The sequence below is a fragment of the Paenibacillus sp. oral taxon 786 str. D14 genome, assembly GCF_000159955.1.
Taxonomy (GTDB): Bacteria; Bacillota; Bacilli; order Paenibacillales; family Paenibacillaceae; genus Fontibacillus; species Fontibacillus phoenicis.
In genome coordinates this window covers 76535-98228 of record NZ_GG695972.1, presented here as the reverse complement: position 1 = coordinate 98228, position 21694 = coordinate 76535, and the positions used below count along the sequence as shown (strand labels likewise).

Sequence of the window (21694 nt, the reverse complement as noted above, 5' to 3'; positions counted from 1 at the left end):
CCCTACCAGATCTTAGTTTCTCTCGCCTGCTCGTCACCGCCGAGGAATACATTCTCCGCGATCACCGCATCCGGGCACGCCTCCAGCCGGATAGCACTTCCTTGGTCGATTCCCCCAGAGAACGCCAGCGATATCGTGTTCCCTTGAAACACCAAATCCTGTACGCAGCGCGCGGACAGCAGCAAGCCGCGCACCGATTCGAAACGATTGTTCACGATGGCAATCCGGCGATGAACCGATCTCTCCGGGTGCACCTCCCGATTCTCCGGCGCAATGGTGATCACCGCATGCGCTTCACCGCCGCAATCGATCAATCGATTGTCCTCGAGGACCATCTCCTCTACCGCGCCCGACTCGTACCAGGAATGCGCATCAGCAGCAACAAGAATGGCACTCATCCGGATTCTTTCAAATACGTTGCCGCGAATTACGGTTCGCCGCCGCGTGGAAGCCAGCACCCCGCGCGTCGGAATACGGGCGAAGTGGTTGCCCGTGATCTCCACCTCCGGGGACCAGGTGATGTTCTCGACCACATCTTGCGCCCTCATCTCCCTCGGGGCAGGCTGCTCCAGCGTAATCAGCAGCTCGCGGGGGTTTAACCGAAGAACGTCGCTCACCCTGCCGCTTCCATAGGTCACCAGCGTATCCGCATGAACGAAGCCGACCTCGTCTCCGGCGCGGAAGGCGGATATCCCATACGTTTGAGGATGCATAAACCTCACCAGCAGCTGATTGGGCGCCGGACGGCCGACGATTCGCAAGTATGTCCCGTGGACGTTGATCGCATCGTCATGCGCGCCGGCAAACCGGCAATTCCGGATTGCCACTCGCCCCCGGCAGCCCGACACATGGATGAAATCCGCAAAGCCGGCCACCGTCCGGCCGCTTTCGGCCCGTGGCGACAGGTCCAAACGCTCGAAAACGAGGTTTTCGCTGAATTGCCCCACCATCCCAAGCCCATGCATAAAATGAAACCCGCAGCCAGAGAACGTGATATCCGCACTTTCATGGACAAGGACCCCCACTTGATCGCGGATTCCATCCCGCATCTGAACCACGCGGCCGGGGGCCAGCCCCTCAGGGATGGTGCGGTCAAAATAAAACCTTACCCGTCCAGGGCCAACTTCCTCCGCAGAGGTCGTCGCCTGCTCCAGCCAGTTGTCCACCCGCCAGGTTGTATTTTCGGCCGGGTCACATAGCTGCATGGGTCCGGACTGAAAGCGCCAGCCCTCGCCAACCCATGCCAGCCGGCCTTCCTGAATGTCATACCTCGAATCCGGATGCACCACCGCCTCCATCCAACACGCTTCAGGCTCGCAATGCACCACGGTCATCTCCGTCACTGTCGGTACGGCGTAATCAAAGTGAAGGTCATGGATGACGATATTTGCGCTGCCGTCGATCAACAGCATCGTCTGCTTGCCGTGGAACAAGAACAGGGACCCGTTCCCCCTAATGGTCAACCGCTTTTGTTCTTTCAGCAGTATCCCGATCGTTTTCGTAATATCGAAATGCTCCTCTTCACTTGCTGTATTGGTGACATGATAAGGAGCTCGGATCGCCGATTGCGGGTAAAAATGATATCGGCCATAAGGCACCTCCAGCACAACCGGCCCTTCCGTTCGCGCGGCTTCCTCCAACGCCATCTGCATGGCTGGCTGCGTATCCTCTTGCGTATCCGGCCGGGCCCCATAATAACCTAAGGAGATCACAGTCACAGGTGGTTCATCCTCCACGGGTACCTCCGAACGGAGCGTACCCAACATGTGTTCAGAAGCTAGTCCTGGCGTTATCCTATCTTCGCCCAACATAACACATCTGCTCCTCTCCATCTATCGCTGTTTTGGAAGAAAAATGCCGGAAAACGCCCCTATCAGCGCCAGAATAATCGGAATCGGAAATCCGGCGAGGATGAGATACCCGCTGAGAAAAATCGTGTTCTTCACCAGCGTCCAAAACTGCGGATTTTCAAAAAACAGTCGGAAATGCTTGAACCCTACCCACGGACTTCCCCAGATCCCTTTGATCACGTTGTAGTCCTTGAACGCCAGCACCGCATTCAGCATCGGGTAGTATTTAAAAATCAGAAAAAACAAAATGGGAGGAATGACCAGCAAATGCAGCTGCCAGTGCTTCTTGATATTTCTGCGCGCGGTACGCCAGTAACTGGCCTTGCGCTTGGCGTCCGGGACGTAATCCGGTTGGAAAGCAAGTTGTTTTTCCAGAATAATTCCCCCTATAAGTTTTGTAAGCGCCTTGATGGATGATAGCGTTTTCTTCTCGAGTCGATCATAGGGCATGTTTGGCGGCGTTGAACAGGTACACTTCCGTCTTTTGGCGTACAGTTCTCCCGTTTTTCAGGGAACATCCTTCGGTACGGGAGCCACGATTCCGCAAATAAAAAACAGCGGCCGCCCCCTTCCTCATTCGGAAGGTACGGCCGCTGCTAGGCGGTTGTACGTTATGGACTTAACATGGATGAATCGTCTGGCCGATCCCGATCAATCCTGAAAGGACTGCCTGTAAGCGCTGGGCGAAACTCCCGTTAACCGTTTGAATGCCCGCCGGAACGAGTGGGAGCTGTTGTACCCCACCCGGGCGGCGATTTCGTCAACGGTATAGTTGCTCTCCTTCAGCAGCAATGCGGCCTGGTCCATCCGCACTTTAATCAGATGATCGGAATAATTCACCCCGGTCACTTCTTTAAACAGCTGGGAGATGTATTTCTCCGGCCGCTCCACGTACTCCGCAACCCGATATAGCGTCAGGTCCGGGTCGGCATAGGCTTCGGCTGTATACTGATAGATCTGTTTGATCAGCTGGGCGTGTGAATCCTTCTTCTTCTTGGCGATAAAACCGCACAATTCTTCCATAATCCCATGGATATCCTGCTGAATCGTCTCCAGCGGCACAGTAGGGCTGATGTCAATGATTCGCTGCTTGACGCTCTCGAACAACGGGGATTCCAGGAAGATTTTCTGATCCAGCAGCTTGAGGAACGTCCCCTTGATTTCCCCGACGAGCTGGTTTTTCATTTCCACCGACAGCTCGCGTTGCTCCAAATTCTGCGCGATGATCGAATCGATAATCTTCTGGGCTTCTTCCAGCTCCCCGGCCCGGATCGTGCTGATCAGGCGATGCTCCGTATCGAGGGGGTAATAGTAGGTCGTGTTTGTGCTTTGCGTTTCATGGCTCCACAGGATGCCTTTCTTGTTCAAGTAAACCGCATATTCCAGGGCCTGCTTCGCCTGATCGAAGGATTGGCCGACCTCCGTGACGCTGGCAAAGGCTTCGCCAAATCCGGCTTGCATCGAGATTTTGTATTCGGTGAACACATGCTGGGCAAGCTCCTCCATCAGTGTGGTAATCCGCTCTTCCTCCGCCGGCCCTGGCAGCTGATCCGCTTCGCAGAAGAACAGCAGTACGATTTTGTCCGACCCCACATCGGTCATCGGCACCGGCCCTGCAAGCTCGGTGATCGCCTGCTTCATCAGCAGCCTTGCGGCGTTTAGCTCATTCAGCACCTCTACGGTATCCATGCCGGCGTATCCGTTGATTTGCAAAATACCAACATAGCCTTCGCCTTGCCGGAGCGGAATGTCGGCCTGCGCCGCCGCAGAGACGATCTCCTCCCGCGATTCAAATTCCCCGGCAATCAGCCGCTTCAGGAAAGCGTCGCGCACCAGCGGAAGCTGGCGATGAAGCTCCGCCTCCAGCAGTTTGTTCTTCGTAATCATGCCGGCAATGTTCCCGCTTAGGAAGTCAAACTCGTTGTGCCCCGTATCGTCATCCTTACCGAACTGCTCCTTCATCACGCCGATTAATCGGTTGATGGGGAGACTGTTCCGGTAAGCCAGGAACAAGCCCACCAGCAATCCGATTAACATCGCGCCGCCCGTAATCATCCAGGAGATCCGTTTGATCTGGTTGGGTTTCTCCATGAGAGTGCTTCGTGGGATGCCGGCTTGGTAAACCCAGCCGTTCTTATCGGATCGCGTCGTGATCACGAGATCGCTGCCATAAAATTGGCTCGTCTTGCTCTCGTCAAACTTCGGATCAGAGTGCAGCTTGGCGATATCCGGTACCGTTTCCCCCTGAAGGAAGATCGTATTGCCCTCCGCATCGTAGATATGAACCCACCCGCCGCTTTGTTCCGTTAAACCGGATAACAGTCCGGCAATCGTCTTCTGATCTATTAATACAACGACGATCGCTGGTGAGGTATCGTTAAAACTATCCAGAGGCAGCGATTGCATGTAGGTGATCACGGAAGTTTTCATGTCCCGTTCGCTAAACGGAGTCAGCGGTTTGATTTCGCTGCGGTGGGTTGTGCCCAACACCTGCTGCTCCCATTCCTCAAACGACAGATTATCATAATGAAAATACTCATAATAATGCTCCGGCCGGTAAGACGATCCGGAGGTGATAATTAAGTTATAGTTCGCCAGATATATAAAATAGTTACGCAAAAAATCGTTGGTTTGCCCAAACGTCAGAACGTTGCGCATCGCCTTCCAGATGCCGTACACATCCCTCTCCGTACCTCGGTCGTTCATCAGGGCGTTAATCTCCTGGCTGATTGCCAGCTGCCGAGTCATGCCCTCTACTTCCGCCATCCGGTGCTCGAGCAGCTCTTGGCTTTTCTCCAGCTGAATGACGCTGTTCTCGATGGAGATCGACTCCGTCACCGAGATGGAAGTCCGGTACGAGATATACCCGCCGATGCAGGGAATGAGCAGGATAGCGACATACGAAATCAGAAAGCTGCGGAAAACCCGGGAATGCCGAAGCATGGGATGCCCCCCCATCTTTATTGGTAGCGCTCTCATTTACGGCCGAGCCGTCCGCTTTTTTCGTTTCATCATTATATCTATATAGCCATTTCATTCTGTCCAGCGGCATGGAGCGCCCCTTCAATCCAAGCATATCGAGGTTCGCCTCGCTTGGATAGGTACTCCTGGGTAGCTGAGCGTACAATTTTCCCGGCTTGTCCCTCGCAGAACCGCGCAGCGGCGCGGGTTTCCAGAAATGTTCGACGAAGTGTGCAACCTGCGCCAAATAAAAAATGAGAATTTCGAATAAATTGTGAATTAACAACATGAATGGGATCTCTTATAATAAATGAAACGGTTTAGGAGAGTTGGATATGCGAATGAACTGGTATTACCGTACGATTCTTTCCTATGCTCCGATCCTCTTCGTGATCATTTCTTCCATGATCTTCGTGATTTTCTTAGCCCTCAACAACGCTTCCGAGCGAAAATACTTGGAAACCAACAAGGCGATCCTCGATCGGATCGTCTTTAACGCGGATGCGAATCTCATGCTAATCGAGCGCAACGTCGTCAGCAAGGTGTTGATGGACGGCGAGATTCAGGACTACTTCGCGAACGCCTCACAAGATGCATTGGGTGACTTCTTGCTGCAGAAAAAACTGATTGACCTAAGCTTAACTTTGCCTTTTGCCAACACCATTTACATTTACAATGAAGCCGAACGACGGATCATTTCGGATTTGGGGTCCTATTCGCTGCGGGCGTTTGGGGATGCAGACTTCCTGACAGCCAACTACGGCAGGAAGGAATCCGCAGGCTGGTTTAATCCACGCTCTTTCGCTTATTCGCCGCAAGGAGAGGAAGCGCAGCAGGTGGTCTCCTTGGTGAAATTTGTTTATACCGGAGACGATATGCGCGGGGCACTTGTGGTCAACGTGTATCAACGCTCTTTTATGGAATATCTTAATTCTTTTGATGAAAGCGATTACAACCATGTTCGATTAATTGATGCCGCTGCCGCTTCGGAATCCCCGGACAAGGCGCCGACGATGAACCCGATTCAAGTTCAGTCTGATTATACCGGCTGGACCTATGTTTCGGAGGGGGTCCATGATCAAGGCTACAACTGGTTGGCCCTTTTCTCCAACGCGTGGATGGTCATTTGGGTCACCTTGATCCTGCTGGCGCTGATCGGGTTTACGATCATCACCCACATCCATTACAAGCCGATTCAATCGATTATGGAAAAGGTCAGCCAGTTTTCGAACCGAAAAAGCGAGGAATTGGGCATTAAAGGAGCGAACAATGAGTTCACCTTCATCGAAATAGCGCTGGACCATCTCTTGAAGCGGTCGCTGGACTACGAGAACCTGCACAAGGAAGACAGCTTGCTGCGGCAGCAGCGGCTGTTTCACGATCTGTTAGCCGGGCATCTCGTGCTTACGGATGAAGAATTCCAGCAACGGCTGGCCGAGTTTAATCTGTCCGCCCCCTATGACCGGTTAGGCGTGATGGTTGCCGAATTGGACCGATACGCCGAGTTTACGGATAAATATAAGGTCAAAGACCAGCATTTGCTGAAGTTTATTATTGAAAGCGCCTTCCGCGATCTGGGACAAAGCCATCATGCCTTTGTCTGGCATGCCTGGATGGAGCCGCATCGCATCGCCTTTGTCGTGCATCACACCGCCGATCCGCACAATACCCAGGCGACCACCACTTATGCAGAGGAATTTAAAAAGTGGATTCATCAGCATCTGGAGCTGACACTAACGATCGGCATCGGGGCCGATTCGACTTCGATTGATACCCTCGCGGATTCCTATCGGAACGCGGTGGAGAATGTGGAGCTGAAGACGGTACTCGGCATCCATTCCATCATCGATAATCGGAAAAGCGCCGGCATTATGAATCTGGACCGATATGCATACCTGCAAGCTTTGGATTATGCCGCCCAGTCCTTCCGCATGAATGAAAGCGAATGGCGGGAGAAACTAACCCAAGTCTTTGGTGAACTTAGTAAAATGCGGTTTCGCAAGCGGGATATGGCGGAGTTTGCACAGGCGTTCCTTAAACGGATGGAACAGGCTGTATTGGCCATGTCCTCCCCTATTCAAACGCGCTGGAAAAGCGATTATCAAGACCGGTTCGCCAGCCTGACCGAAACGGCGGAGACGCTGGCAGAATTTCAAGAACAGTTCATGAGCCTCATGAATCAGTTCGAAGCCTGCGTGGAGGAAGACCGGCAAGCCCGTAGGCATCATAGCTTGGCGATGCAGGCCAAACATTACATCGATGCGCATTTCACCGATCCGGGTCTCTCCTTGGTTCAGGTCAGCGATTATTTGAACCTTCAGCCCAGTGCGCTAAGCGTTATTTTCAAAGAGGAAATTGGGGAGAAATTTGTGGATTATGTCTTGAAGGTTCGGATGCAGCAAGCCAAGCAACTCCTGCTGGAAACGGAGGATTCGATCCAGTCGGTGGCGATCAACAGCGGTTATCAGAACGTGAATTCCTTCTACCGCGCATTCAAGAAATTTCAGGACATTCCGCCGGGGGAATACCGCAATATGTACCGTGCAACGTAAAAGATCTATAATCTGTGTTCCCAACGAGGAAGGAGAGTTCGCATGCCCCTTTTGAGGTCGTGGTTATCGAAGCTGGCGGTCATCGCTATTCTGTGCGTCCTGACAGGCTGCAGCGGATTTGGGGATACGGATCGGTTGGGCTGGGCTGACGGCCATCTCCCAAATTTTGATTCGGACGGATTCACTGCCAATCATGACGGCTGGACAACGCTTCGCATTGAGCTGTTTGAGCGAAGCAACAAACCGATCGGCGCCCCCACAATTACCGATAATACGATGACGCAGTACATTCAGGAGCATTTCGGAAATCCGGAGCGGATCAAGATCGAATTTGTCACCGTCCCCCGGGCGGAAGAAGTCCGGAGGCTGCAGGTGTTAATGGCCGCAAATCAAGCGCCGGATATCGTGTTCACCTATGACCTGCCTACCGTCTACAATTTCTACACCCAAGGGAAATTAACCGATTTGTCGCCTCTGTTGGACCAATACGGTTCAAGGTTGAAGGAGCTCCTCGGGGAAGAGGTGTTGAGTTATGGGCGGAGGCAAGGAACACAGTTTGCAATTCCCGCAAGGCGGGTGTTGACGGCCCGAACGACGACCTTGATCCGGGAGGATTGGCTCCGGGAGGCCGGACTCTCCCTGCCGGAGACGACGGAGGAGTTTTACCAGGCGCTCCAAATGTTTAAAAAGAATCGGTTGCAAAAGACCGGAGAGGTCATCTATCCTTACGGTCAAATCGATTATTACCATACCGCCCCGCTGCAATACTCGTTCTGGGATTGGGACCAGATCACCGAGGAGGACTTATACGCCGAGCCGGGTTGGACGATGCCCGGGAACAAGGAGGCGTTCCGGTTCCTGAACCGCCTGTATCACGAGGGGCTGATTGATCCCGATTTTCATTTGGACCGATTCGCCCAGCAATTTCAGAAGGATCTGGTGAACGGCCGGGTTGGAGCCGCATCCCCCAATACGAATGAGCCGGTTTATATGGGATATCTGGCTGAACTGTTAAAGAACGACCCCGATGCCATCCTAACGCCAATCGATCCCTTCACAAGCGCCAGCGGCAAGAAGTGGAAGCCGATCCTGGAAAACACGGGCATGTACATCATGGTTCCGAAAACGAGCAAAAACGCCGAAGCAGCGATTAAATATTTGAATTGGATGGCGCAGCCGGAGAACATTATCACGCTGCAGAACGGCGTGGAGGGCGTGACCTACCGGATGGAGGACGGTGTGCCGGTAACCCTGGAGAACGAGGATGTAAATCGATTGTTATTTAATTTTTTTGACTACTGCATCATTTTAAATGGAAAATATGTCAGCAGCCAGGACGAACGCTTGAATCTAAAAGCGAATGCGACCAACAAACGCTTTGAAGAGTTTACGCGCAAGAGCGTGGAGTACGGAATGAATGACGGGATCGAAACCCCGCGCATTCATGCGATTTTGCCTTCCGAAATTCGGTATGCCGCTGCTTTAAATGAGAAGAACGACGAAATTTTCGTAAAGGTCATTACGGCGTCTCCGCAAGCCTTTGATACCGTTTACGACGAGGAGGTCGCAGAGTATCTCGCCATGGGCGGACAGCAAGTTCGCGAGGAGAAGCATCGAGCGTATCAAATGCAAAACGGCGGAACACCATAAGCTGCTGCCACTTTAGAAATCCAATCATCCCAGAGAGGGGTTATCCCTTTCTGGGATGATTTTTTTAGGCGCTTAACCCTCCTTCCGCCCCCCCTGAATAAACAAAGGATAGTCATATAAAAAAGGTGAAAACCCCCGCAGGAAAAAGAGAAGAAGCCCCCAAAAAAGGAGAATTTCCTGCCATCCGCCCCTGTTGTATAGTAAGCAGCAACCAAGCCATGAACTTACCACCCGAAAGGAGGATGCCGATGCAAACGGAAGTCAGGCAGGCCCGTGCCCCGCTCCCCGTTAAACGACGGAACAGCATGGCGGCCTTCAAGCGGCAATGGCCATTGTATCTGCTGATGCTCTTGCCGATGACGTTCTTTATCGTATTTAAGTACATTCCAATGGCGGGCGTCGTAGTTGCTTTCAAGGACTACAACATTTTTCAGGGGATCTGGGCCAGCGAGTGGGTCGGATGGGACGTATTTCGCGAGATCTTTGGGATGCCGCAGTTCTATAAGGCGCTGCGCAACACCTTGATGTTAAACGTCTTCTCTCTGCTGACGTTCCCGGTTCCGATCATCCTGGCGATTATGCTGAACGAGCTGCGGGTCCATTGGTACAAACGCGTAAGCCAAACCTTGCTGTATCTACCCCACTTCATCTCTTGGGTCATTGTCGGCGGGATGGTGCTTCAATTACTCGCGACCAATACGGGCAGTGTCAACGAGTTGATCAAGAGCCTCGGCGGCCGGCCGATTCCGTTCCTCGAGGACACGGTGCTTTGGATTCTGACCTACACAGGAGCCGGGGTTTGGCACTATGCGGGCTGGGGAACGATCCTTTATTTGGCAGCGCTTACAAGCATCAATAAAGAGCTGTATGAAGCCGCTGAAGTAGATGGGGCCAGTCGGCTGCGACGAATCTGGCATATTACGCTTCCCGGGATTAAGCCCACGATCGTGGTGCTGTTTATTATCCAAATCGGCCATATGGCGGATATCAGCTTCGAGCAGCCGTATGCCCTGCAGAACGGCTACGTCATGGATGTCGCTCAGGTGATCAGCACCTATGTGTACACGGTGGGCATTCAATCAGCGCAATTCGCGCTGGCAACCGCCGTGGGATTGTTCCAATCGGTCATCGGGCTGATTCTGCTGCTCACGGCCGAACTCATATCCCGAAAAGTAAACCAGCAAGGCATCTTCTAGCCAAGGAGGGAGCTCACGTGATCCGGAATCCGGTTGATAAAGTGATCGATACGATCGTCATCGTGGTCATCGGTTTATTTGCCTTGTTTTGCGTCGTGCCGATGATCCATATCTTTGCCTTATCCTTCAGCGGCAACCGGGCCATTATGTCCGGGGAGGTGTTCCTGTGGCCGGTCGACTGGAACTTCCATTCCTATTCCGCCGTATTCGGGGACATCTCCATGATGCGGTCCCTGTTGCTGACGGTGATTCTGGTCGTCGTCTATACCGCGGTCGCTTTGGTGATGACCATTATGGCCGCGTATGCGTTAAGCCGCAGAAACTTCAGAGGCCGGAACGTGATGTTTGGGCTCATCATCGTCACGATGTTTTTTAACCCGGGGATTATCCCCAATTACTTGCTGATCAAAGAGCTGGGCCTGCTCAATTCGCCACTGTCGCTCATTTTGCCCCTGATGATTAATGCGTTCCTGCTGATCATTATGAGAACTTCCTTCTCCGGCGTTCCTCATGAGCTGGAGGATTCAGCCTGGATGGATGGCTGCGGCCATTTCCGCTTTCTGCTCCAGGTCGTGCTGCCGCTTCAGTTGCCGATCCTTGCGACCATCGGGCTTTATTCGGCCGTGGACCGTTGGAACATGTTTCAGGACGCTTTGTTTTACATCAACGATAAAAATTTGTACCCGCTCCAGCTCAAACTTTATCAGATGGTCATCAACAGCCAGGTGAACGATGCCACGGCGCAGGAAGGCTTTAACGCCGCGACGCCGATTCCCCAAGGCATTCAGTCAGCCAGCATTATGTTTGCTACCGTGCCGATTTTGCTGGTCTACCCCTGGCTGCAGAAATATTTCATTTCCGGCATGCTGCAGGGGGCCATTAAAGGATAGGCCCTAGCCTGGCGGGAAGCAGCCCGATGTTGATAGCTGCTCTTCGGTCTCGATACCGAAGGTCACTATATTTAAACCAAATCAAAAGGGAGGCAACACCATGCGCAAACCATTTCGCTCCTCGATGTTCGCCTTAGTGGCGCTGGTCATGGCCGCAAGCTTCGCTTTGGCGGGCTGCGGCGGCGGAGGAAGCAACAGCTCATCCAGCGGAAACGGAAAGGACAGCGGCGGGAACACCACAGCTACGAACAATGCCAAGGAATCCGCACCGAAGGGGGAACGCATTACCTTAAAGGTGGAGCTGTTTGACCGGAACAATACGCCGGCTGGGGAACCGCCAATTACGGATAACTTCATGACCCAGTATATCCAGAAAAGCTTTGGCGACCCGAACAACATCGACGTTGAATTCGTGACGGTGCCGCGCGCCGAAGAGGTCGATAAGCTGAACGTCCTGATGGCCTCAGGCTCTGCTCCGGACATTGTGTTCACGTACAGCAAGCCTACCGTGCAAAACTATGTAAAAAGCGGAGGCTTAACCGACCTGGGACCGCTCATCGATCAATACGGCCCCAATTTGAAGAAGGTGCTGGAGCCTTCCCTGCCCTACGGCGTATTTGACGGGAAGCAATACGTCATCCCGGCACTGCGCGTGATTCAAGCCCAAAGCACGACCTTCATTCGCAAGGACTGGCTCGATCAACTGAACCTTCCGCTTCCGCAAACGACGGAGGAATTTGTGAATGCCATGCGTGCTTTTAAAGAGAAGGATCCCGGCAAGACGGGTGGCAAGGTCATCCCCTACAGCTACATCGACGTGTTCCATATGATGCCGTTGGTCAATTCCTTCTGGAAATGGGATGAAATCACGGATAGAGATCTGTACTCGGTTCCGAGATGGCTGCAACCGGGGAGTAAGGACGGTTACCGGCTGCTCAACCAGATGTACAATGAAGGACTGATCGATCCGGACTTCGCGCTCAGCGACGACTTCAGCCAAGCTTTTGCCCAACAGGTTGTGAACAGCATTGCCGGGGCAGGCACGCCGAACACGAATGAGCCGGTCTATAACGGGTACTATGCCAACCTGAAAGCGAACAATCCGGACGCGGTACTGGAGGCGATCGATCCGTTCTCTACCCCGGACGGGAAGCATCCAAAGCCGGTGTATGACCCGATTGGCGCATACATCATGGTTCCGGCAACAAGCAAAAACGCAGAGGCGGCTGTGAAATATTTGAACTGGATGGCTGACCCGAGCAACATTCTCGTGCTGCAAAACGGCGAGGAAGGCGTCTCGTACGAAATGAGCGAAGACGGGCTGCCGGTGCTGCTGAATACGCCGGAAGCTCAGAACCTGCTGTACAACTATTACGATTACTGCATCATCCTGAACGGCAAATACATTTCCACCGAGGATCCAAACAAGAACATTGCCGCCAACGCCTTCGATCCCGACTTCAAAGATTTCACCGTCAAGAGCATCCAAGTCGGAACGAATGACGGGTATACCCTGCCTCGCGTAGATATCGCGGTGGATGCCGAGATCAAATATGCCAAAATTCTGGAGGATTTCGAAAAAGAAATGCTCGCGAAGATCGTCACGGCCAAACCGGATCAATTCGACAAGGTCTATGACCAGAAGGTCGAGGAATACATGGCCATGGGCGGCAAAGCTGTCATGGAAGGGAAACAGGCGGCTTACGACGAGTTTTACAAGAAGTAACAGATAACGGATCGGGCCTTTCGGAGTTGTTCTTCGGAGAGGCCCGATTCACATCCAAGCTAAGGAGGGAACCCGAGTGATCCATGTAGCAGTGATCGGAGCCGGTGCGATATCCCCGGCCCATATTCAAGCGTATTTGCAATTCCCGGAGCGGTGCCGGATCGTGGCGATCTGCGATATTTATCCGGAGAAAGCTCGGCAAAGGGCGGAGGAGTTTCAGTTGGATGCGGACATCTATGCCAACTATTCCGAATTGCTCCAGCGCAGCGACATCGACCTGGTCTCCGTGTGCACCCCGCCGTATACTCACGCGGAGACGGCGATCGCTTTTTTGAACGCGGGCAAGCATGTGATTGTCGAGAAGCCGATGGCCTCCTCGCTGGAGGAATGCGATCGGATGAACGAAGCCGCGGAGCAGAGCGGAAAAATATTATCCGTCGTGGCCCAGAACCGGTTCACGACCCCTATGATGAAGCTGAAGAAGGTGTTGGACACGAAGCTGATGGGGCCGATCGTGCACGCGCAAGTCGACTCTTATTGGTGGAGAGGCCACTGTTACTATGATCTGTGGTGGCGAGGCACCTGGGAGAAGGAAGGCGGCGGCTGCACGCTGAACCATGCGGTGCACCATATCGATATTTTTCAATGGATGAACGGCATGCCGGCGGAGGTCACTGCAGTGATGAGCAACACCTCCCATGACAATGCCGAGGTGGAGGACATCTCGATCGCCATCGCCCGCTACGACAACGGGGCGCTGGCCCAGCTCACCAGCTCCGTTGTGCATCACGGCCAGGAGCAGCAGTTAATTTTCCAGGGGAAGCACGCGCGTGTGTCTGCACCGTGGAAAGTAGCGGCTTCTGTTTCCAAGCCAAACGGATTCCCTGAGCCGGACGTAGAGCTGGAAGCGAAGATTCAGCAGGCTTACGATGAGCAACCTGAGCTTCGGTATGAAGGTCATCGCGGCCAAATTCAAGACGTGCTGAATGCGATTGAGCATGGGACACCCGTGCTGGTGGATGGCATTCAAGGCCGCAGAACGCTGGAGCTGATTACGGCGATTTACCAATCCGCAAGTACCGGCCAGACGGTGAAACTGCCGTTGGGTCCGGATAGTCCCTTTTATACACGGCAAGGGATATTGCAGAACGCGACTTATTTTTACGAGAAGAAGACCAGCATCGAAAACTTCAGCGACAATACGATCACCTCGGGGGGCAACAGCTAATTCACGAAAGGGGCAGACGCCATGACGAAGAAGCAAGATGGCATGAATTATGCGCCGAAAGGAAAACCCAATCCGGTAGTTGGAACAGGCGAATTTCGCTTTGCGGCGATCGGATTGGATCATGGGCATATCTACGGAATGTGCAACGGGTTGATCGAGGCCGGGGCGGAGCTCGCCGCGGTGTATGACCCGGATCCGGAAAAGGTGAAGCGGTTTGTCGATACGTTTCCGCAAGCGAAGGCAGCGGCGTCCGAGGAGGAGATTTGGGAGGATCCGCAGATCCGGTTGATCGCCGCAGCCTGTATTCCTTCGGAACGATGCGCACTCGGGCTTCGGGCGATGGAGCACGGCAAGCATTATTTTGCGGATAAACCGGCGTTTACGACGTTGGAGCAGGTCGAACAGGCGCGACGGAAAACGGAACAGACCGGTCTTAAATGGGGGATCTATTACGGGGAACGCCTGCATGTTGAGAGCGCTGTGTTTGCCGGCCAGCTAATCGAGGAAGGCGCCATCGGGCGGGTCGTCCAGGTCATTGGCACAGGGCCGCATCGCGCTAATCCCAAGGCCCGGCCGGAATGGTTCTTTGACCCCGACTGTTACGGCGGGATATTATGCGATATCGGGTCCCATCAGATCGAGCAATTCCTGCATTACGCAGGCGCTAAGGATGCGAAAGTGCTGCATAGCAAGGTGGCCAACTACAAGTTCAAGGAATACCCGCGATTTGAGGACTTTGGCGATGCAACGCTGGTAGCGGATAACGGGGCGACCTTCTACTTCCGGGTGGATTGGCTGACTCCCGACGGTTTGGGGACGTGGGGCGACGGCCGCACCCTCATCTTGGGGACGGATGGCTACATCGAAATTCGCAAATACATCGACATCGCCCGGGAAGCTTCCGGCAATCATCTCTATTTAGTGAATCATGAAGGCGAATTCCACTATGACTGCTCCGGGAAAGTGGGATACCCTTATTTCGGCGCATTTATTTTGGATATCCTCAACGGAACGGAAACTGCCATGACACAGAAGCATGCCTTTAAAGCGGCGGCTTTATGCATTGAGGCGCAGGCGCAAGCGATTCGGATTGAAACGGATTAAGAAGAACCCGTGGAGCAAGGAAGGGGCTAACCCAACCGTCATCGTGGATGATGGAGGAGCAGCCCCTTTCTTGGCCTATAGCGCATTGAAATTACAGCGGCATCGCTTTCCCGTCGATACCAATCATCACGGCGTGGGTATCCGCGTCCAGCTTCCCTTCGGCCAAGTCGAGAATCGCCCGCGCCGAATCCCGCGGATCGCCGGGCGCCTGACTGCCGCCCATCGGGGTCCGTATCCAGCCTGGATGCATGGCGTACACGCTGAACCCCTGCGGCACCAGCTCCTTGCGCAGCTGAGCGGTAAAATAGTTGAGTGCGGCCTTGGACAACGCATACGGATAATCGCCGCCATATGCCCCGGCAAAACATCCGGCCTCCGAGGATACGTTCAGAATCAAGGGCCGATCACTCTCTTTCAGCAGCGGCAGGAAATGCTTCACCATCTTCATCGGGCCGTACAGATTGGTGCGGAACGTATTCTCCACCGCCGCGAATCCCAATCGCTCGATCGGCTGCTCCCGTGCCAGCAAGATCCCCGCGTTGTTGATCAGCGCGTCCACCGTTCCCCATCTGGCAGCCATGGCCTCCTTCGCTTGAGCAATCGAATCTTCCTCGTCGACATCCAGCTCAAGCAGCGTCAGCTTCCCTGGCGCCCCCTCCTGCCGTGCCTTCAACGCTTCCACGTTCGTATCCAGCGAGCGCATGCCGGCAGCCACCTCATGGCCGCGCCGCAATGCTTCCCCGACGATTTCCAATCCAAGTCCCTTCCCCGCTCCTGTTACGATCAGTTTCATCGTTCAACCTTGCCTCCTTTGGTTGCTATGAATCCGTTTACATTTCTAAGTGCTGATGAGTCCATGGTCCAATGCATCCCCATCTTAGCATATTCGCGCGCATTCCGGTACAAAGCAGATCACTAGCAAAATGAAGGACACGAACCTGCGGCACAAATGCCCATCTCCGCGAATATACTGCAGCAAGAACAAAGGAGGAATGGATGGAAATGCCTAATATGTATTCACCTTACGGCGGTACGCCAAGCCAAGTAAGCCCGACGAGCCAAGAGCCGATGGGATACAATCACAAGAAACAAATGATGGAAATGTGTAAAAAATATCATCACCACCTCATGCAAATGGAAGGCAACGACGGCAGAATGTATGAAGGGATCATCGACGGAATGGACGACGACCACGTGTACCTGCTCGTTCCGGTGGGAGATATGGATGATCGCGCGTTCGGTTCCCCTTATGGCGGTTACCCTCCCTACGGTGGCTTTGGTTACGGTTACGGCTATCCGCGCCGCTTCCGCCGCTTTATCCGCCAGCCGTATCCGTTTTTCTTCTTCAGAAGATTTTTCTTCCCGTTTTTCTTCTAAACTTAAACGCAAAAAACAACAAGGCCTCCTGCAATTTGCGGGAGGCCTTGTTGTTCTTAGGCTTGGCTGGAATTGGTGTGATACGCTTCGTTGTGGGAGCCGCGACGGCGATAGACGGTGCTGCCGATCCGGGCATACACGCCCCGCAGGGATCGTATATGATCGTAATTGGGATAAATGATCAAATCAAGCAAGTACGCCGATCGCCGGCTGCCGGGTATTCTTCTCCGATTAAGTGCGTCGATGATTCCGGCGGAAGAATGGATGCCGATGCCATGGCCATAATAGCGGTCTTCGCCCAGCATAATGACGTTCTCCCCTTGCCATTCCGGGGTTTCGGGATTATGGTCCGGATTTTTGAAATAGAGAATATCTCCGGGATAGGGCCCCAGACGCAAACTTCCTTGACGAAAACCCAGATCACTGTCATACTGCCAATCGTAAAGAAGCAGGTTGGTAAAATACGTATTAAACGCCCGACTGCCGATCTGATCCAGTACAGCCTTATACATCACGATCATCATCGCCATCGAGCATTCGAAGCCATAAAGCGGACCGTTCCGGTAAATGTCGAGAATGGCATCCGCCGGCGCTACTCCGTTTCTTAGCCGAAACCCTCCCTCCTCCGTGCGGTTCCAATACAGCTCATTGCATCGGGATTTACGGTAGACGGCAAATTGGGCCCCGCTTCCATTCAGCGCCAAGGCCGAATCGACGATCGAGTTGCGGAGAGCCAGTTCGAACAGCAATTCATCTAAAGAACCGTAACGATAGGGCACCGGGCTTCGTTCTTGAGCCTGCACGATTTCCCTTTGAAGCGGAGGCAGCGTCATTTGAGCAAGTTGACTCTTATCTTGTGGCGGCAGTAGGATCAAACCTATTCCCCTCCTTGTCAATATTCAGGTGAATCTAGGTTAGTGTACGTGCGGATGTCTGGATTGGTGCCCGGCCGTATCGAATCTACCTGTTCCAGAAATGCTAATCCCATAATTTATATGAAGGGGGTGACGCGAAACGATGAACGACCGTCAGAAGGATATTTTACATATGCTGCTTACCGATGCCCGGCCCCACTTGGTGATCCGGGATATTGCCTTGCACTTTGGCTGTTCGGAGAAAACTATACGCAACGATCTGGATGAAATCGATCAGTATTTAACCCAATCGTCAAATGCCCGTCTGGTCCGCAAGCCCGGATACGGGGTCGCCTTGGACATTTCCGAGCCGGACAAAGCCCAAATCACCGCAGAACTGCTCCGATCCCGGTCCATCAAGCCAAAGGAACAGGAAACGGAGGAGGAACGGCTGATCGCCGTGGCCTACCGGCTCTTGATGGAGACGAAGCCGGTAACGATCCAAGAGCTGGCCGACAAGCACTACACCAGTAAGACCGTGATCAAAAAAGACTTGGACGCTTTGCGGGATTGGCTCGCGAAATGGGACCTGATCGTCGTTTCCAAGCAAAAGGTCGGCGTCTTGATCGAAGGGAAAGAACGGGATAAGCGCGCGGCGTTGTCCAAGCTGTCCCAACTCACCGGCGAAGCAGGCCAAGCCTTCATCAAGGATCGATTTGCTCCCCATGAGCTCGATATCGTCACTCGGGAGCTCAAGCAGCTCGAGCTTGATGCGCAGCTTGCTTTTACGGATGAAGCGTTCGACAATCTGCTGATTCATACGCTGCTGATGATTCGACGAACGAAACTGAAACAGCCGATTACCTTCTCCGAGCAAGAGAAGGTCTTTGTCCGCGGGAAGCCGGAGTTCCGCTGGACGGGAGCCTTCATCCGGAAGCTGGAGCGCTTCTTCGCCGTGCGCTTCCCGGAGGATGAAGTAGCTTATCTGACCGCTCATATTCTGGGCGGGAAGATCCGATCCCGGGCGCGGATCGAAACGGCGGAGCCCGGAGCAGATCCATCCGCGGAAACGGCGGAGGTCCGCGGTTTAGCAGAGACGCTCGTCCGGAAGATGTCCGCTTTGACCTGGATGGATTTTGGCCAAGACGAGGCTTTGATGGAAGGGCTGCGCATTCATTTATATTCAACGTTGAACCGGTTAAGCTACGGGCTCACCGTATCGAACCCGATGCTGCAGGATATCAAGAGAATGTATCCCTACATGTTTGATATGGTGATTTATGCGACGAGAGAGTTAAGTGAAGGGTACCCCTTCACCATTCCTGAAGAGGAGGTCGCTTATTTGACGCTGCATTTTCAGGCCGCTGTGGAACGGCTGAGCCAGCCGGCTGAGGGAAGGAAGCGAATCGTGACTGTCTGCCATATGGGGGTGGGCATGTCGCAGATCTTGCGCAGCAAGCTGGAGCGGAAGTTCCCCGAACTGCATGTATTGGATTCCGTTCGGAAAGCCGATCTCCCCGGGTATTTGGCTCACCATTCGGTTGACTTTATCATCTCCACAATTCCTTTGGAGAATGTGAACGTCCCCTATATCACGGTATCCCCGCTGCTGGAGACTGGCGAAACGCAGAAGATCGCCGACTTCATCGGCAGGTTGGACCAAGAATCCGGTCACGCCGAACACGCTGGCTCGATTCTGGGCATGTACACGCAGCCTTCGCTCATCTTCCCGCGCCTGACCATCGGCCATCGATTCGAGCTGATCGAGCTGTTAGGGAACGAGCTCGCCAAGCAGGGGTTCGTTGAGCCGGATTACGCGCATCAGGCTTTGCTGCGGGAACGGCTCTCGTCCACGACCATCGGCGGCGGCATCGCAATCCCCCATGGCGATCCGAAGCTGATTCGCACCTCGCGGATCGCTGTTGCCACCCTGGAAGAGCCGTTGGAATGGCAGGAAGAGAAGGTGTCCGTCGTATTTATGCTGGCGCTTGCCCCGCAGGAGCAAGAGATGACGAAAAAACTGTTCCAGCGCCTGTCCTTGCTAAGCGAACAGCCTTCAACCGTTGAGCGGCTCGTGCAGGCACGGACTCCCGAGGAGCTGCTCAATTGCTTATAGGGAAAAAAATCAGTTTTTCCGCAACTTCCGGTAATATAAAGTTTTTTTCCGCCGTTCCTTTTGCGATAAGATGAGTCATGTAAACGATTTCGATCTTTGATTACAGGAGGAAACATCCATGAAACTACTGGCGATTACCTCATGTCCCAACGGGATTGCCCATACGTACATGGCGGCGGAAAATCTGCAAAAAGCCGCCGACAAGCTAGGTATTGCCATGAAGGTCGAGACCCAAGGCTCGATCGGAGTGGAAAACGAATTCACGGAGGAAGATATCCGCCAAGCGGACGGCATCATCATCGCGGCCGACAAAACGGTAGACAAACGCCGGTTCGTCGGCAAGAAGCTGCTCGTTGTTGGTGTGCAGGAAGGCATACGGAACCCCGAGGCGCTGATCCAACAGATGATTCGCGGAGAAGTGCCGGTATACCAAGGACAGGATAACAATGAAGGTACGCCGGCCAAACAGACCGGCGCCAAGCAGCAAAACGCCTTTTATCGCCACCTGATGAGCGGTGTCTCGTATATGATTCCGTTTATCGTCGTGGGCGGTCTCTTGATCGCCATCGCTCTCTCGATCGGCGGCGTACCTACTCCGGGCGGCCTGCAAATTCCTGAAGACTCGTTCTGGAAAACCATCGAGAAGCTGGGATCTGCGTCCTTTACGTTTATGGTACCGGTGCTAGCCGGGTTCATCGCGTTTAGTATCGCCGACCGGCCGGGTCTCGCTCCCGGGATCATCGGCGGTTACATCGCCGCCAATGGCAGCTTCTACGGAAGTGAAGCCGGCGCCGGCTTCATCGGCGGGATCATCGCCGGTTTCCTGGCGGGTTACGTTGCACTTTGGATCAAGAAGTGGAAGGTGCCGAAAGCGATCAATCCAATCATGCCAATCATCATCATCCCGGTTCTCTCTTCGCTGATCGTAGGTCTCGCCTTCATTTACCTGCTTGGCGGCCCGATCGCCCAAGTGTTTGAATGGCTGACCAACTGGCTTGCCAGCATGCAAGGAGCCAGCTCGATTCTGCTGGCCTTGATTCTGGGCGCCATGATCTCCTTCGACATGGGCGGTCCGGTTAACAAGGTAGCGTTCATGTTCGGCTCCGCGATGATCGCGGAGGGGAACTATCAAATCATGGGTCCGATCGCCGTTGCGATCTGTATTCCGCCGATCGGTCTGGGCCTGGCAACGTTCTTGTTCAAACGCAAGTTCCATAATGCCGAACGGGAATCCGGCAAAGCCGCCTTTACGATGGGCTTGTTCGGGATCACCGAAGGTGCGATTCCGTTCGCATCGCAAGACCCACTGCGCGTTATTCCCAGCATCATGGTCGGCTCGATGACAGGTTCCGTCATCGCCATGCTGGGCGGCGTCGGCGACCGCGTAGCTCACGGCGGTCCAATCGTTGCCGTACTTGGCGCCGTTGACAATGTCCTCATGTTCTTCGTGGCCGTCATCGCGGGTTCCATCGTTACGGCCTTAATGATCAAATTGCTGAAGAAAGAACAGGTCGAGCCTCAGCTCGCCGAAGCGAGCGCTGCGGACGAGGCGGCTCCAGCCATGGAAACGCCACGTGCGGAGAACGTCCGCCCGGTAAGCGTGCCGGCTGCCGAAGCTCAAAGCACAGTTCGCAAGCTGACGGATATCATCAGTTTGGATCTGATTGAGCCTTCCCTGTCCGCGTCAACACGGGACGGGATCATCGACGAAATGATTGCAAAGCTGAACGCTGAAGGTGTGCTGACCTCCTCTGCTGAGTTCAAGCAGGCGATTCTGAAGCGCGAGCAAGAAAGCTCTACCGGCATCGGCATGAACGTCGCCGTACCGCACGGGAAGTCGGTGGCGGTGCTGAAGCCAAGAGTCGTATTCGGGATCAAGCCGGAAGGCGTGGATTGGAGCAGCGCGGACGGAACGCCCGCTAAGTTGATCTTTATGATCGCTGTCCCTGCCGAAAACAAAGGCAATGAGCATTTAAAAATTCTGCAAATGCTGTCCCGCAAGCTGATGGATGACGCATTCCGCGAACAGCTGCTGCAGGTGAAAACCAAACAGGAAGCTTATCAGCTGCTGGATCAAATTCAATAATTAAACTAAGGTCCCCCGAGCCGTTGCGACGGCTTCGGGGGAATTTGCTTATTTTTGCAAATGATAAGGTACAGTCGCAATGACGATATCTTTCTTGTTAAACG

At 53.8% G+C, this 21694-nt stretch carries 14 protein-coding genes and 1 pseudogene; 10 read left to right on the top strand and 5 right to left on the bottom strand.

Annotation, left to right across the window (positions count from 1 at the left end; translation table 11 throughout):
- Positions 1-2: 2 nt before the first annotated feature.
- The 3 genes and pseudogenes from POTG_RS05590 to POTG_RS05580 form a co-directional block, all read right to left on the bottom strand.
- Positions 3-1718, bottom strand: coding sequence for a right-handed parallel beta-helix repeat-containing protein (locus tag POTG_RS05590; protein WP_198136165.1), 1716 nt, complete (start codon positions 1716-1718; stop codon positions 3-5).
- A 156-nt stretch (positions 1719-1874) separates the two neighbouring features.
- Positions 1875-2300: pseudogene (locus tag POTG_RS25310) on the bottom strand (hypothetical protein); the annotation flags it as partial.
- 201 nt (positions 2301-2501) lie between these two features.
- A complete protein-coding gene (locus tag POTG_RS05580) occupies positions 2502-4793 on the bottom strand; it encodes a helix-turn-helix domain-containing protein (protein WP_036644370.1) in 2292 nt (763 codons plus the stop codon).
- Between the two features lie 353 nt (positions 4794-5146).
- Between POTG_RS05580 and POTG_RS05575 the strand changes: the two genes are divergently transcribed.
- From POTG_RS05575 to POTG_RS05545, 7 genes are all read left to right on the top strand, one after another.
- The gene (locus POTG_RS05575) at positions 5147-7363 is read left to right on the top strand and encodes a helix-turn-helix domain-containing protein (RefSeq protein ID WP_009223837.1); all 2217 of its coding nucleotides are present in this window, start codon (positions 5147-5149) and stop codon (positions 7361-7363) included.
- A 42-nt stretch (positions 7364-7405) separates the two neighbouring features.
- Positions 7406-9013: an extracellular solute-binding protein gene (locus POTG_RS05570; RefSeq protein WP_009223836.1), complete on the top strand. Its 1608-nt coding sequence runs from the start codon at positions 7406-7408 to the stop codon at positions 9011-9013.
- Between the two features lie 248 nt (positions 9014-9261).
- The gene (locus POTG_RS05565) at positions 9262-10209 is read left to right on the top strand and encodes an ABC transporter permease (protein ID WP_009223835.1); all 948 of its coding nucleotides are present in this window, start codon (positions 9262-9264) and stop codon (positions 10207-10209) included.
- A gap of 17 nt (positions 10210-10226) precedes the next feature.
- Complete coding sequence (locus tag POTG_RS05560; RefSeq protein ID WP_009223834.1) at positions 10227-11099, top strand: carbohydrate ABC transporter permease; 873 nt, start codon at positions 10227-10229, stop codon at positions 11097-11099.
- Positions 11100-11199: 100 nt separating this feature from the next.
- On the top strand, positions 11200-12825 hold the full coding sequence (locus tag POTG_RS05555) for an extracellular solute-binding protein (protein WP_009223833.1): 1626 nt from the start codon (positions 11200-11202) through the stop codon (positions 12823-12825).
- A 76-nt stretch (positions 12826-12901) separates the two neighbouring features.
- Positions 12902-14053: a Gfo/Idh/MocA family protein gene (locus tag POTG_RS05550; RefSeq protein WP_009223832.1), complete on the top strand. Its 1152-nt coding sequence runs from the start codon at positions 12902-12904 to the stop codon at positions 14051-14053.
- Positions 14054-14074: 21 nt separating this feature from the next.
- Positions 14075-15157, top strand: coding sequence for a Gfo/Idh/MocA family protein (locus tag POTG_RS05545; RefSeq protein ID WP_009223831.1), 1083 nt, complete (start codon positions 14075-14077; stop codon positions 15155-15157).
- A gap of 91 nt (positions 15158-15248) precedes the next feature.
- Here the strand turns inward: POTG_RS05545 and POTG_RS05540 are convergent, their stop codons facing one another.
- On the bottom strand, positions 15249-15950 hold the full coding sequence (locus tag POTG_RS05540; protein ID WP_009223830.1) for an SDR family NAD(P)-dependent oxidoreductase: 702 nt from the start codon (positions 15948-15950) through the stop codon (positions 15249-15251).
- 203 nt (positions 15951-16153) lie between these two features.
- Here POTG_RS05540 and POTG_RS22665 point away from each other — a divergent pair, with 203 nt between their 5' ends.
- Complete coding sequence (locus tag POTG_RS22665; protein ID WP_009223829.1) at positions 16154-16534, top strand: hypothetical protein; 381 nt, start codon at positions 16154-16156, stop codon at positions 16532-16534.
- A 56-nt stretch (positions 16535-16590) separates the two neighbouring features.
- Here the strand turns inward: POTG_RS22665 and POTG_RS05530 are convergent, their stop codons facing one another.
- Positions 16591-17409: a protein-glutamine gamma-glutamyltransferase gene (locus POTG_RS05530; protein WP_009223828.1), complete on the bottom strand. Its 819-nt coding sequence runs from the start codon at positions 17407-17409 to the stop codon at positions 16591-16593.
- A gap of 142 nt (positions 17410-17551) precedes the next feature.
- Here POTG_RS05530 and POTG_RS05525 point away from each other — a divergent pair, with 142 nt between their 5' ends.
- Positions 17552-19504, top strand: coding sequence for a BglG family transcription antiterminator (locus POTG_RS05525; protein ID WP_009223827.1), 1953 nt, complete (start codon positions 17552-17554; stop codon positions 19502-19504).
- A gap of 118 nt (positions 19505-19622) precedes the next feature.
- On the top strand, positions 19623-21590 hold the full coding sequence (locus tag POTG_RS05520) for a fructose-specific PTS transporter subunit EIIC (protein ID WP_009223826.1): 1968 nt from the start codon (positions 19623-19625) through the stop codon (positions 21588-21590).
- The last annotated feature ends 104 nt before the right edge of the window (positions 21591-21694 follow it).